At 64.0% G+C, this 11,801-nt stretch carries 14 protein-coding genes; 6 read left to right on the forward strand and 8 right to left on the reverse strand.

The annotated features are described in order from the left end of the window. The first annotated feature begins 121 nt into the window (after positions 1-121). Positions 122-1,531, forward strand: a complete 1,410-nt coding sequence (gene glnA / locus BRA471DRAFT_RS21380) for a type I glutamate--ammonia ligase (protein ID WP_007603494.1) — start codon at positions 122-124, stop codon at positions 1,529-1,531. Positions 1,532-1,788: 257 nt separating this feature from the next. On the opposite strand, the gene BRA471DRAFT_RS21385 is transcribed toward glnA, so the two are convergent. Both BRA471DRAFT_RS21385 and BRA471DRAFT_RS21390 read right to left on the reverse strand, forming a co-directional pair. Then, entirely contained in the window at positions 1,789-2,562 is a 774-nt protein-coding gene (locus BRA471DRAFT_RS21385; RefSeq protein WP_007611011.1) for a gamma-glutamyl-gamma-aminobutyrate hydrolase family protein, read from the reverse strand. Between the two features lie 90 nt (positions 2,563-2,652). Then, positions 2,653-3,357, reverse strand: coding sequence for a hypothetical protein (locus BRA471DRAFT_RS21390; protein WP_007611013.1), 705 nt, complete (start codon positions 3,355-3,357; stop codon positions 2,653-2,655). A 135-nt stretch (positions 3,358-3,492) separates the two neighbouring features. Here BRA471DRAFT_RS21390 and BRA471DRAFT_RS21395 point away from each other — a divergent pair, with 135 nt between their 5' ends. Next, a complete protein-coding gene (locus BRA471DRAFT_RS21395; RefSeq protein WP_007611015.1) occupies positions 3,493-4,626 on the forward strand; it encodes an AI-2E family transporter in 1,134 nt (377 codons plus the stop codon). A 6-nt stretch (positions 4,627-4,632) separates the two neighbouring features. Here the strand turns inward: BRA471DRAFT_RS21395 and BRA471DRAFT_RS21400 are convergent, their stop codons facing one another. The 6 genes from BRA471DRAFT_RS21400 to BRA471DRAFT_RS21425 all read right to left on the reverse strand — a co-directional run bounded on the left by BRA471DRAFT_RS21400 (position 4,633) and on the right by BRA471DRAFT_RS21425 (position 8,320). Beyond that, entirely contained in the window at positions 4,633-4,929 is a 297-nt protein-coding gene (locus BRA471DRAFT_RS21400; RefSeq protein ID WP_007611016.1) for an antibiotic biosynthesis monooxygenase, read from the reverse strand. Positions 4,930-5,031: 102 nt separating this feature from the next. Next, complete coding sequence (locus tag BRA471DRAFT_RS21405; protein WP_007611018.1) at positions 5,032-5,268, reverse strand: hypothetical protein; 237 nt, start codon at positions 5,266-5,268, stop codon at positions 5,032-5,034. Between the two features lie 57 nt (positions 5,269-5,325). Then, positions 5,326-6,558 carry a GGDEF domain-containing protein gene (locus BRA471DRAFT_RS21410; RefSeq protein ID WP_007611019.1) on the reverse strand — a complete coding sequence of 411 codons (1,233 nt, stop codon included), beginning with the start codon at positions 6,556-6,558 and terminating at the stop codon, positions 5,326-5,328. A 229-nt stretch (positions 6,559-6,787) separates the two neighbouring features. Continuing rightward, on the reverse strand, positions 6,788-7,267 hold the full coding sequence (rpsI, locus tag BRA471DRAFT_RS21415) for a 30S ribosomal protein S9 (protein ID WP_007611021.1): 480 nt from the start codon (positions 7,265-7,267) through the stop codon (positions 6,788-6,790). A 1-nt stretch (position 7,268) separates the two neighbouring features. Next, positions 7,269-7,733, reverse strand: a complete 465-nt coding sequence (gene rplM / locus BRA471DRAFT_RS21420) for a 50S ribosomal protein L13 (RefSeq protein ID WP_007611024.1) — start codon at positions 7,731-7,733, stop codon at positions 7,269-7,271. Positions 7,734-7,891: 158 nt separating this feature from the next. Further along, positions 7,892-8,320 carry a PaaI family thioesterase gene (locus BRA471DRAFT_RS21425; RefSeq protein WP_007611026.1) on the reverse strand — a complete coding sequence of 143 codons (429 nt, stop codon included), beginning with the start codon at positions 8,318-8,320 and terminating at the stop codon, positions 7,892-7,894. 86 nt (positions 8,321-8,406) lie between these two features. Between BRA471DRAFT_RS21425 and BRA471DRAFT_RS21430 the strand changes: the two genes are divergently transcribed. The 4 genes from BRA471DRAFT_RS21430 to BRA471DRAFT_RS21445 all read left to right on the forward strand — a co-directional run bounded on the left by BRA471DRAFT_RS21430 (position 8,407) and on the right by BRA471DRAFT_RS21445 (position 11,798). Next, the gene (locus BRA471DRAFT_RS21430) at positions 8,407-9,231 is read left to right on the forward strand and encodes an enoyl-CoA hydratase (RefSeq protein ID WP_007611034.1); all 825 of its coding nucleotides are present in this window, start codon (positions 8,407-8,409) and stop codon (positions 9,229-9,231) included. Positions 9,232-9,342: 111 nt separating this feature from the next. Further along, positions 9,343-9,927 (forward strand): CoA-binding protein, encoded by a 585-nt coding sequence (locus tag BRA471DRAFT_RS21435; RefSeq protein WP_007611035.1) that lies wholly within the window; start codon positions 9,343-9,345, stop codon positions 9,925-9,927. 138 nt (positions 9,928-10,065) lie between these two features. Further along, entirely contained in the window at positions 10,066-11,346 is a 1,281-nt protein-coding gene (locus BRA471DRAFT_RS21440) for an O-acetylhomoserine aminocarboxypropyltransferase (RefSeq protein WP_007611036.1), read from the forward strand. 119 nt (positions 11,347-11,465) lie between these two features. Continuing rightward, positions 11,466-11,798, forward strand: a complete 333-nt coding sequence (locus BRA471DRAFT_RS21445) for a hypothetical protein (RefSeq protein ID WP_007611037.1) — start codon at positions 11,466-11,468, stop codon at positions 11,796-11,798. Positions 11,799-11,801 lie beyond the last annotated feature (3 nt).

The following is an 11,801-nucleotide window of genomic DNA, read 5'->3' on the forward strand; positions in this document are numbered from 1 at the left end:
TTCTGACAAGAAATAGGCTGCTTCGGCGGCCTCATTTTGTTTGTGCCTCGCGCGCCTCAAGAAGCGTGAACACGGTCGCTTGAAGCTTGGAAACCGACCCGCAGAGCCAAAAGGGGTATGCATGAAGACCGCCAAAGACGTCCTGAAATCGATCAAGGACAACGACGTCAAATACGTCGACCTGCGCTTCACCGATCCGCGCGGCAAGTGGCAGCACGTCACCTTCGACATCAGCATGATCGATGAAGACATTTTCGCCGAAGGCACGATGTTCGACGGCTCCTCGATCGCCGGCTGGAAGGCGATCAACGAGTCCGACATGTGCCTGATGCCCGATCCGGTGACCGCGACGATCGATCCGTTCTTCGCCGAGACCACCATGGTCATCACCTGCGACGTGCTCGAGCCGACCACCGGCGAGCCCTACAACCGCGATCCCCGCGGCATCGCCAAGAAGGCCGAGGCGATGGTGAAGTCGATGGGCGTCGGCGACACCGTGTTCGTCGGCCCCGAAGCCGAGTTCTTCGTGTTCGACGACGTGCGCTTCTCTGCCAACCCCTACAGCACCGGCTTCCGCCTCGACTCCTCGGAGCTGCCGACCAACTCCGACACCGAATACGAAGGCGGCAATCTCGGCCATCGTGTCCGCACCAAGGGCGGCTACTTTCCGGTGCCGCCGCAGGATTCCGTTCAGGACATGCGCTCGGAGATGCTCGGCGCCATGGCCAAGATGGGCGTGAAGGTCGAGAAGCACCATCACGAAGTCGCTTCCGCCCAGCACGAGCTCGGCATGAAGTTCGACACGCTGACCTTGATGGCCGACCACATGCAGATCTACAAATACTGCATCCACCAGGTCGCGCACATCTACGGCAAGACCGCCACCTTCATGCCGAAGCCGGTTTTCGGCGACAACGGCTCGGGCATGCACGTGCACCAATCGATCTGGAAAGACGGCAAGCCGGTGTTCGCCGGCAACAAATACGCCGACCTGTCGGAGACCTGCCTCCATTACATCGGCGGCATCATCAAGCACGCCAAGGCGATCAACGCCTTCACCAACCCGTCGACCAACTCCTACAAGCGTCTGGTCCCGGGCTACGAGGCCCCTGTGCTGCTCGCCTATTCCGCGCGCAACCGCTCGGCCTCCTGCCGCATCCCCTACACTGCTTCGCCGAAGGCCAAGCGTGTCGAGGTGCGCTTCCCCGATCCGCTCGCCAATCCCTATCTCGGCTTCGCCGCGATGCTGATGGCCGGCCTCGACGGCATCAAGAACAAGATCGATCCGGGTCCGGCGATGGACAAGGACCTCTACGATCTGCCGAAGGAAGAGCTGAAGCAGATCCCGACCGTGTGCGGCAGCTTGCGCGAGGCGCTCGAAAATCTCGACAAGGACCGCGGCTTCCTGAAGAACGGCGGCGTGTTCGACGACGACTTCATCGACGCCTACATCGAGCTGAAGATGACCGAAGTCGCCCGCTTCGAAATGACCCCGCATCCGGTCGAGTTCGAAATGTACTATTCGGGCTAAGCGGCCCGACCACGACGCACGAAAGGCGCCCCTCGGGGCGCCTTTTTTTGTGGTCCTCGCGTTTCGTTCTGCGTCTGACTCCACTTCGTTCTCAAGGAACGAAACGGAATCGAGAAAACCGGCGCGCACCAATTCTTGATATCTGGTTTATGCGCCCGAGAGATCGCGGCCGCCTTCACGCCGTCACGCGACAGCGACTGGATTTGCTTCGCTGCGCTCACGATGACGATGGTTATAGGCCTCGGCGCGCCCTGCAGCTACGCCGCCGCGCGCTGCTTCGCCACCATGGCCTGACCGAACGCCTCGAACAGTTTTCGGTTGATCGGATTGTGCTGCGGGTCGTATTCGGCGTGCCATTGCACCCCGAGCGCAAAGGCCTTGGCGTCCGCGATGCGGATCGCCTCGATGGTGCCGTCCTCGGCAATGCCCTCGATCAGCACGCGCTTGCCGGGATCGAGGATGCCCTGGCCGTGCAGCGAATTGACCCTGATCTTGTTACAGCCGAGCAATTCTGCGAACGCGCCGCCCGGCGTCAGATCGACGTCGTGACGATCGGCGAACACCACTGTCGGATCGGGATGGATCTCGCCGTTCTCGAGCCTCGGCATGCGATGGTTCATGCGGCCCGGGATTTCGCGGATCTCGGGATGCAGCGAGCCACCGAAGGCGACGTTCATCTCCTGGAGGCCCCGGCAGATGCCGAACAGCGGGACACCGCGGGCAACACAGGCGACCGAGAGCGCCAGCGCCACCTCGTCGCGGTGGATGTCGTAGGGCTCGTGCGCCTCACACGGATCGACGTTGAAGCGGGTCGGGTGCACATTGGCGCGGGCGCCGGTGAGCACGATGCCGTCGACAGTGTCGAGCAGCGCGCCGATATCCGTGATGTCGGGCGAGCCCGCGAACATCACCGGCAGGCCGCCGGACACCTCGGCCACCGCGCGCAGATTGCGCTCGCCGACCATCTGGACCTGAAATCGATTTTCAACGCGATGGGCGTTCCCGATCACGCCGACGACCGGCTTTCTCATCTCCCGTTCAGACCTCTCCCGTAAGAAGATTCTCTAAACATGCCCCTGGGATGGAACAAATTCAACAGAAGGGTACGCGGGACGGCAATGCTATTTTCGCGCAAATGCCTCCCGGGGCTCGATCGCGCCGCCGAGGGGCAGGCCGGCGGCCTTCAGCGCGGTCGCCGCCGCGTCGCCCGGCGCGGCCAGCCAGGGCAGTTTCGCCTCGATTCCGCGCGTCACGGACTCCCCGAGCACGCCACCGAAATCAATCGGCCAAAGCCCGTTGGGCACGATTTCGGCGGTAAGGCCACGGAGTGCATAGCCGTCGCCCAGGACCGCCTCCGCATGGTCGCCGGTGACAAGCCGCGCGGTTGCAGGGTCGAGGGGATCGCCAAAGCTCACGAGCACGGGCATTAGATCCCCCTGCACCGCGACGACGCCGGTCTGCCGGTTGAGCTCGTTGAACGAGACGCGGTTGCCGCGCGCGGCGCCATAAGCGCGGAGCGCGACATAGTTGATGTCGTCGAGATCGAGCTTCGCGCCCTGCTGATGCGCGAGCAATGCCACCACATTCTTTCCCCGGCCGAGGTCGACGAACACAGCCTCGCCGCGCATCGTGGTGCGGCCGCCCCGGCTATAGCCGCGATCGGGCACGACGGACAGAATGCCCGAGCCGGTCCTGATCCCGTCAGGCGTCGTCACCTCGACCGTGAGGCGATATTTGTGACCGGGCCGGTTGATCCGGATCTGGTCGCCTATCACGAGCACGGCGAGAAGGCCGAGCAGACCGGCCCACTTGCTGATGAAACTCAAGCGCCCTCACCTGTTCTTTCCTCATCGCTCTGCACCGTTCACGCACCAGCGTCAAACCAGCGCGTTGACGCGGTCTTGATCCGGATCGCGTTTATCGAAAGAGTGCGGTGCGCACCGCGCTGAAAAGGACCCGATGTGACCATTCCCGCAGATGAACGACCCCGGACCCGCACCGATCTGGCCTGGTCGATCTCGGTCGGGGGCATCGGAATCGTGCTGTTCACGGCAATGCTGGTCTTTACCTGGTATTTTGCCGCGACCCTGCTCCTGATCTTCACCGGAATGCTGCTCGGCGTCGGCCTCAACGCGCTGACCAACGCGCTTGGTCGCCGCGTGCACCTGCCCCACGCGGTCCGGCTCGCCATCGTCTGTGCCGCGCTGGCCGTGATGCTTGCGGGCGTTGCCTATCTCGGCGGCGCCACCATCGCCGAGCAGGCCTCGCTGCTGAGCAAGACGATCAAGTCGCAGATCACCAACGTCCGGTCCTTCCTCGAAAACCATGGGATCGACACCAGCTTCTTCGATCTCGGCAACGCCGCACCCGCTGCCTCCACCGATGTGACGCCGGCGCCGGCCCCGAACTCGGGCTCGCACGGCGGATTGCCGGGCGCTGGCGCGCTGGCCTCGAGCGGTGGGGCGATCGTGAGCCAGACCTTCAAGCTGCTGCTCGGCACCATCAGCGCGGTCGGCAACATCTTCATCGTGCTGTTCCTGGGGCTTGCCTTCGCCGCGCAGCCCACCGTCTATCATGACGGCCTGTTGTTTCTCGCGCCGGCCAGGCATCGGGCCCGCATCACCGTCATCATCGACGGCATCGGCGAGACGCTGGAGCGCTGGCTGATCGCGCAGATCGTCGTGATGCTTGCGGTCGGCGTGGTGACCTGGATCGGACTCGTCCTCATCGGCATTCCCGGCTCGTTCATCCTGGGGATACAGGCGGGCCTGCTCGCCTTCATCCCGACCGTCGGCGCCATCATCGCCGGCGTCGTGGTCGTGCTGGCGAGCCTCGCCTCGGGATGGATTCCGGCGCTGTCGGCCTTTCTCCTCTTCATGGGCGTGCACGCCATGGAGAGCTATGTGCTGACGCCGATCCTCCAGCGGCAGGCACTGGACATTCCGCCGGCCACGCTGTTCGCGTTCCAGATCCTGCTCGGCGTCGTGTTCGGAATCTGGGGCCTGGCGCTGGCGCTACCACTGGTCGCCATCGCCAAAGTCATGATCGACCACTTCAAGACGTATGAAGCACCGCCTCTGGCGGAGGCGGCCTGAGCCGCCTCAGGTGGTGAGCACGGTTTCGGTGTGCTCGACCTCAGGGGGTGACGCAAAATACTGCCCGACGAGGCCGCGCCATTCGGTGAAATTCTCGGAGCCGCGGAAATCGACGGTGTGGTTCTCGAGCGTTTCCCACTTCACCATCAGACGATAGCGCTGCGGCTTCTCGATCGACTTTTGAAGCTCGAAACCGTGAAAACCCTTGGCGCGGCCGAAAGCGGCCTTGGCCTTGGCGACGGCGGCCTCAAAATCCTTCTCGCTGCCCGGCTTGACGTCGATTTGCGCGATCTCGGTGATCATCTGTTTCCACCCATTTTTGTTCGATGGGCATGTCTACCGCAGACCGCGACAAAGAAAAAGGCGCCGAAACGGCGCCCTGCCCGGTCCAGAAATGCAGATCACTCAGGCAAGCAGGACAACGGTGCCCGCCACCATCAGCGCACAACCGGCGAACAGCGCGAGCGGCCAGTAATTGCGGCCTTGCGTGTAACGCCCCTGGGCCCGGCGCTCGGTGATCAGCGCGCTCTCGTATTCGTCCGCGGTCGAGAACAGGCAGGCGAAGCCGCCGCGTGCCGAGGCCGCAGCGGCTTCGAGCGACATCAGGGCGGCCTGCGGGTTCTGTCGACGGATCGATTCCATGACCGCAATGGTAGGGATCGAATGGTAAACAGGGGATTACCGCAAGGCCTCCTTTGCCTAGGCGGTCGCCGTCTGCGCCTTGGACTGCGTGTTGGGCCCACCGATCCGCGCGGCGCTCTGGCGGCGCCAGTTCTCCAGCGACAATGGCAGCTCCTCCGCCGCCTCGACGCGGTTACGGCCGCCGCGCTTGGCCTGGTAGAGCGCGGTGTCGGCCGAGGCCAGCAGCACTTCAAGCTCGGTGCCGGCCGGACCGCCGGCGACGCCGATGCTGACGGTGGTGTCGACCGGGCCGTCATCGACAACGACGCCGGAGGTCTCGAAGGCTTCGCGCACGCGCTCGGCGACCAGCACGCCCTCCTCGAGCGAACACGGCAGGAGGGCGGCGAACTCCTCGCCGCCGATGCGACCCGACATGTCGCTGATGCGCAGATTGCTGACGACGACGGTCGCGAACAGTTTCAGCATCTCGTCGCCGGCGGGATGGCCGAAGCGATCGTTGATCGACTTGAAATGATCGATGTCGAAGATCATCGCGGTCACGGGACGGCCGGCCTTGGCCTCGCGCTCGATCACGCGTCCGCAGGCTTCCGAGAAGCCGCGGCGGTTGAGCATGCCGGTCAGGGGATCGGTGGACGCGGCGGTCCGGTGCGCGGTGACGGTGCGCTCGGACACCAGCATGAAGATCACGAACACCGTGCCGACGGCATAAAGCACGAGTTCGACCGCGAACACGGTGACCCAGATGCTGGTGGAGAAGCCGGCATCGTTCGGGCGCAGGAAGCTGCCGAGCAGGATCGGCAGCATCAAGGCGCAGCCGTGCATCACCGGGACCACGAAGGCCGGCCAGCGCCGTTGCAGGCTCTTGCGCCGCTCGACCCAGAGCTCGCTCGCGGTCAGCGCCGCATAGACCGAGACGATGCCGGCGCCGACGATCATGCGCAGCATGGACGCGGTGGGATCGAGCAGCGTGGCGGCAGCGGCCCAGGCGAGCGCGCCGACCAGGAGACCCGGCCAATTCGGCTTGCGGCCGTGGAAGACGCGCGCCGCATTCCACACCATGCCGCAGGCGACGAAGCCGACCGCGTTCAGCGCAAGGTAAAGATGCGGCCCCAGCCTGTCGCCGGCCGCCGTCCAGAGCGCGACCGATGCGGCGCCGAGCAGATAGGCGGTGCCCCACCATTTCAGCGCAGCGCTGTTCTCCTGCCTTCCGAAAAACACCATCATGGCGCCGAGCAATGCGGCGACCATGGTGGCGACCAAATAGAGCGTGATGCTATCGAGCGACATCATGTCGGCCCCCTTCTAGACATAGCAGTTACGCGACCGGCTCAACCGATTTGCGCGCCCTTCCAAATGCGACGCTATGTCCAGCGGGTTCCATTCAGGTTTTCATGCGGGCCCAAGTTTTCGGGAAACACGCCATCAATTTGCATACAAACGAACAGCAAAAAGGGCGCTGAAATCAGCGCCCTTTTGCATCTCATTGAAGCCGCTTTCGCGGCGAATGCGACCGAAGCGATTAACGCTTCGAGAACTGGAAGGACCGGCGGGCCTTGGCCTTGCCGTACTTCTTGCGCTCGACCACACGGGAGTCGCGGGTGAGGAAGCCGCCCTTCTTGAGCACGGTGCGCAGCTCCGGCTCGAAATAGGTCAGCGCCTTGGAGATGCCGTGACGGACGGCACCGGCCTGGCCGGACAGACCGCCGCCGGCGACGGTGCAGATCACGTCATACTGGCCGGACCGCGCGGCCACGGAGAACGGCTGCTCGATCATCATGCGCAGCACGGGACGGGCGAAATAGACCTCGACCTCGCGCGAGTTGACCGTGACCTTGCCGGCGCCGGGCTTGATCCAGACGCGGGCGACCGCGTCCTTGCGCTTGCCGGTGGCGTAGGCGCGGTTGAACTTGTCGACCTTCTTCTCGTGCTTGGGCGCGTCGGGCGCGGCCGCCGTCTTGAGCTGCGAGAGCTGGTCGAGCGACTGGATGGATTCGGCCATGTTATGCGGCCCTCGTGTTCTTGCGGTTCAACTTGGCGATGTCGATCTTCTCGGGCGTCTGAGCCTCGTGCGGATGATCGGCGCCGCCATAGACGCGGAGGTTGCCCATCTGGACGCGACCGAGCGGGCCACGCGGGATCATGCGCTCGACGGCCTTCTCGAGCACGCGCTCGGGATGCTTGCCCTCGAGGATCTGGCGCGCGGTGCGCTCCTTGACGTGGCCGACGTAACCGGTGTGCTTGTAATAGGTCTTCTGCTCGCGCTTGCGGCCGGTGAGAACCGCATACTGCGCGTTGATGATGATGATGTTGTCGCCGCAATCAACGTGCGGGGTGTAGGTTGGGAGGTGCTTGCCGCGCAGGCGCATGGCAACGATGGTGGCGAGACGGCCGACGACCAGACCCTTGGCGTCGATCAGTACCCACTTCTTCGTCACCTCAGCCGGCTTTGCCGAAAAGGTTTTCATGTCAGAGTTTCCGTGGACGGGGAGCATCGGCGCGAACACCGCACCGGACTGGGCGGTTTTCTAGAGAACAGCGGCGCTGCGGTCAATGCCCAAAGGCGGAATTTACACGTTCAAGATCAATGGCTTAGAATTATGGTATCAAGATACCTGCAAAAAGATCAAACGTTTGGAATGGAATAGGTCGAGGTGACATGCGCAATCGGATCGGGGGAGGTACCGGACAATAGCTTCACCTCGCCGACGGCGAGGCGCTTTCCGAGCTTGAGCAGCCGCGCCTCCGCCAGCACGTCCTGCCCGGGTTGCCCCTTGCGCAGGAAGTTGATGTTGAGATTGGTGGTCACGGCGAGCCCGATCGGCCCGATCGCGGACAACAGCACCACGTACATCGCGAAATCGGCGAGCGCCATCAGGGTCGGGCCAGACACGGTTCCGCCCGGCCGCAGCATCCTTTCGCTGTAGCGTTGACGCAAAAGGCAGGCCTGACCGTCCGCGCTCTCGATGGTGATGTCGTCGCCGCTGAAGGCCTGGGGAAACTCGTTGCGAAGGAACTGCTCGAGCTCCGCCACGCTCATTTTCGCTAACGCCATGCTGCCCCTCACCCTCGCTTCACGTCCCCTGTTACATTAAGTTATCTGCGTCATCCAATCGCAATAATCCAACCGGAAACGCTTTGATGTCCGTCCAGGCCGCCCCCGCCCCCTCCCCGCAACCGCCGATCCTGCTGCGCGAGACCGTGGGCCCCATCGCGGTCCTCACCCTCAACCGCCCGGCCGCCCGCAACAGCCTGTCGGAGACGATGATCGCAAGCCTGCATGCCGAGCTCAACGAGATCCGCGACGACAAGTCCGTCCGCGGTGTCGTGATCGCGGCCAACGGCCCCGCCTTCTCCGCCGGCCACGACATGAAGGAGCTGACCGCGCGCCGCACCGACCCGGATCGCGGCCGCGCCTTTTTCGCCGAGATGATGACCGCCTGCAGCGCGATGATGCAGGCGATCGTTCGCCTGCCCAAGCCCGTGGTCGCATCCGTCCAGGGCATCGCCACCGCCGCGGGCTGCCAGCTCGTGGCAAGCTGCGATCTCGCGATCGCCTCGGAAGCAGCACACTTCGCCACTCCCGGCGTCGACATCGGCTTGTTCTGCTCGACGCCGATGGTGGCGCTGTCGCGCAACGTCCCGCGCAAGCAGGCGATGGAGATGCTGCTGACGGGCGAGCCGATCCCGGCCGCACGCGCCCGCGAGATCGGGCTCGTCAATCGTGTCGTCGCCGCCGGCACCGAGCGCGCTGCCGCCATTGCGCTGGCCGAACAGGTCGCGCTGAAATCCGCCTATACCGTCAAGCTCGGCAAGGAGGCGTTCTATCGCCAGGCCGAGATGAGCCTTGCAGACGCCTATCGCTATGCGGCAGAGGTGATGACCGAGAACATGATGGCGCGAGACGCCGAGGAAGGCATCGGCGCTTTCATCGAGAAACGCACGCCGACATGGCGGGACGAGTGACTGTATTTGTTACACCGTCATTCCGGGGCGGCTCGCAGAGCCGAACCCGGAATCTCGAGATTCCGGGTTCGATGCTGCGCATCGCCCCGGAATGACGAACGAAAGAAAAAAATGAACCACGACGCCTATCCCGACAATTACATCCGGGGCATCCTCAACAACGTGAAATCGATCGCCATGGTCGGCGCCTCGCCGGCCAACGTGCGGCCGAGCTATTTCGCGTTCAAATATCTGGCCCAGCGCGGCTACGACATGATTCCGGTCAATCCCGGTCATGTCGGCAAGGAGCTGCTCGGAAACCCCTTCGTCGCCTCGCTGTCCGACATCGGCCGTCCCGTCGACATGATCGACATTTTCCGCAACTCCAGTCACATCATGCCGGTGGTCGAGGAAGCCCTCACGCTCGATCCGCTGCCGATGGTGATCTGGATGCAGCTGGGGGCGCGCGACGATGCGGCGGCGCTGAAGGCGGAATCGGTCGGTATCAAGGTGGTGATGAACCGCTGCCCCAAGATCGAATATGGCCGCCTGTCGTCGGAGATCTCCTGGATGGGCGTCAATTCACGCACGCTGAGCTCCAAACGCGCCCCGGTGCCGACGCAGGGCATGCGCTTATCCCTCAATCGGATGAGTGTCGGCGGCGGCGACACCGCGGCATCGGACCGCGCCGCCAAGAACAAGAGCGAGCAAAGCTGACGCAGTTGCGAAGGTTTCATTTCGCGAACGCGACAATGCGTAGCACGATCGTTCCGATGTGAAGCCGCGCCTTGACGGCAGCCGCGGCGCCAATCAGCATGCCGCGCGATTTCAGGCCACGAGAACAGGACGCCCTCCATGAGCGATCGCCTTCCGGGATTTTCGACCCTCGCCGTGCATGCCGGCGCACAGCCCGATCCCACCACCGGTGCGCGCGCGACTCCGATCTATCAAACGACGTCGTTCGTCTTCAACGATGCCGACCACGCCGCCTCTCTGTTCGGCCTGCAGGCGTTCGGCAACATCTATACCCGCATCGGCAATCCCACCAACGCGGTGCTGGAAGAGCGCGTCGCAGCCCTCGAAGGCGGTACGGCCGCGCTTGCGGTGGCTTCGGGCCATGCCGCGCAGGTCGTGGTGCTGCAGCAATTGCTCCAGCCCGGCGACGAGTTCATTGCCGCGCGAAAGCTCTATGGCGGCTCGATCAACCAGTTCACCCACGCGTTCAAGAGCTTTGGCTGGAACGTGGTGTGGGCCGATCCCGATGACATTGCGAGCTTCGAGCGCGCGGTGACGCCGCGCACGAAAGCGATCTTCATCGAGTCCATCGCCAATCCCGCCGGCAGCATCACCGACATCGAGGCGATCTCGACGGTGGCGCGCAAGGCGGGCGTCCCGCTGATCGTCGACAACACGCTGGCCTCGCCGTATCTGATCCGTCCCATCGACCACGGCGCCGACATCGTCGTGCACTCGCTGACGAAGTTTCTCGGCGGCCACGGCAATTCGATCGGCGGCATCATCGTCGATGCCGGCACCTTCGACTGGTCGACCGGCGGCAAATATCCGATGCTCTCCGAGCCGCGGCCCGAATATCACGGCATCCGGCTCCAGGAGACGTTTGGCAATTTCGCCTTCGCGATCGCCTGCCGCGTGCTCGGCCTGCGCGACCTCGGACCGGCGCTGTCGCCGTTCAACGCCTTCATGATCCTCACCGGCATCGAGACATTGCCGCTGCGCATGCAGAAGCACTGCGACAATGCGAAGGCGGTCGCCGAATTCCTCGCCGGCCATCCGGCGGTGGCCGCGGTGAATTATGCGGGCCTTGCAAGCGACAAGTACAACCAGCTCGCACGCAAATACGCGCCGAAGGGTGCCGGCGCCGTGTTCACCTTCAGCCTGAAGGGCGGCTACGATGCCGGCGTCAGCCTGGTGTCGAAGTTGCAGCTGTTCTCGCATCTGGCCAATGTCGGCGACACCCGCTCGCTGGTCATCCATCCGGCCTCGACCACGCACAGCCAGCTCGACGACGCCGCCAAGATCAAGTCCGGCGCCGGCCCCGACGTGGTGCGGCTCTCGATCGGCATCGAGGACAAGGAAGATTTGATCGCCGATCTGGAACAGGCGCTGGGCGCGTAGCATCACCGTCATTCCGGGGCGCTTTGGTGTGCCCCGAAGTGCGGCTCCAGTTAACAGTCATTAACCATATCTGCCGCATACATCGTCACTGGATCGCCCTCTTTGATTCGGAGCCGAGGATGCTGCGCTGGATAGTGCCTGCCCTTGCGGCAATGCTGATGGTCTCGGCGGCGATGGCCGCCGATTTGCCGGCCAGGCCGAAGCGGCAGGCCGCCGCTCCGCCGCATGTCTATGTCGAGAAGGATCCGGATGCGTTGATCTCGCCGGCCTACGGCATCGGCAGCTACGTCAGCAACTTGCCAGGTACGCCGCTGCTGCCCGGCTCCCACACGCTGCCGGGCTATTATGGCCGCCCATGGGACTATGATTATCAGGGCGCGTATTACGGCGGGGCGCAGGTCGATTATTTCTGGCGCCTGCCCTACTCGTGCGGCATCTACGGTTATTGCTGAAGA

Source organism: Bradyrhizobium sp. WSM471 (assembly GCF_000244915.1).
Lineage (GTDB): Bacteria > Pseudomonadota > Alphaproteobacteria > Rhizobiales > Xanthobacteraceae > Bradyrhizobium.

Bases quoted from the DNA above. Each gene is read 5' to 3' on its own strand.
- BRA471DRAFT_RS21440 (WP_007611036.1), top strand. From the start codon at position 10,066: ATGAGCGATCGCCTTCCGGGATTTTCGACCCTCGCCGTGCATGCCGGC.
- BRA471DRAFT_RS21435 (WP_007611035.1), top strand. From the start codon at position 9,343: ATGAACCACGACGCCTATCCCGACAATTACATCCGGGGCATCCTCAAC.
- rplM (WP_007611024.1), bottom strand. From the start codon at position 7,733: ATGAAAACCTTTTCGGCAAAGCCGGCTGAGGTGACGAAGAAGTGGGTA.
- glnA (WP_007603494.1), top strand. From the start codon at position 122: ATGAAGACCGCCAAAGACGTCCTGAAATCGATCAAGGACAACGACGTC.
- BRA471DRAFT_RS21425 (WP_007611026.1), bottom strand. From the start codon at position 8,320: ATGGCGTTAGCGAAAATGAGCGTGGCGGAGCTCGAGCAGTTCCTTCGC.
- BRA471DRAFT_RS21410 (WP_007611019.1), bottom strand. From the start codon at position 6,558: ATGATGTCGCTCGATAGCATCACGCTCTATTTGGTCGCCACCATGGTC.
- BRA471DRAFT_RS21400 (WP_007611016.1), bottom strand. From the start codon at position 4,929: ATGATCACCGAGATCGCGCAAATCGACGTCAAGCCGGGCAGCGAGAAG.
- BRA471DRAFT_RS21385 (WP_007611011.1), bottom strand. From the start codon at position 2,562: ATGAGAAAGCCGGTCGTCGGCGTGATCGGGAACGCCCATCGCGTTGAA.
- BRA471DRAFT_RS21445 (WP_007611037.1), top strand. From the start codon at position 11,466: ATGCTGCGCTGGATAGTGCCTGCCCTTGCGGCAATGCTGATGGTCTCG.
- rpsI (WP_007611021.1), bottom strand. From the start codon at position 7,267: ATGGCCGAATCCATCCAGTCGCTCGACCAGCTCTCGCAGCTCAAGACG.
- BRA471DRAFT_RS21430 (WP_007611034.1), top strand. From the start codon at position 8,407: ATGTCCGTCCAGGCCGCCCCCGCCCCCTCCCCGCAACCGCCGATCCTG.
- BRA471DRAFT_RS21405 (WP_007611018.1), bottom strand. From the start codon at position 5,268: ATGGAATCGATCCGTCGACAGAACCCGCAGGCCGCCCTGATGTCGCTC.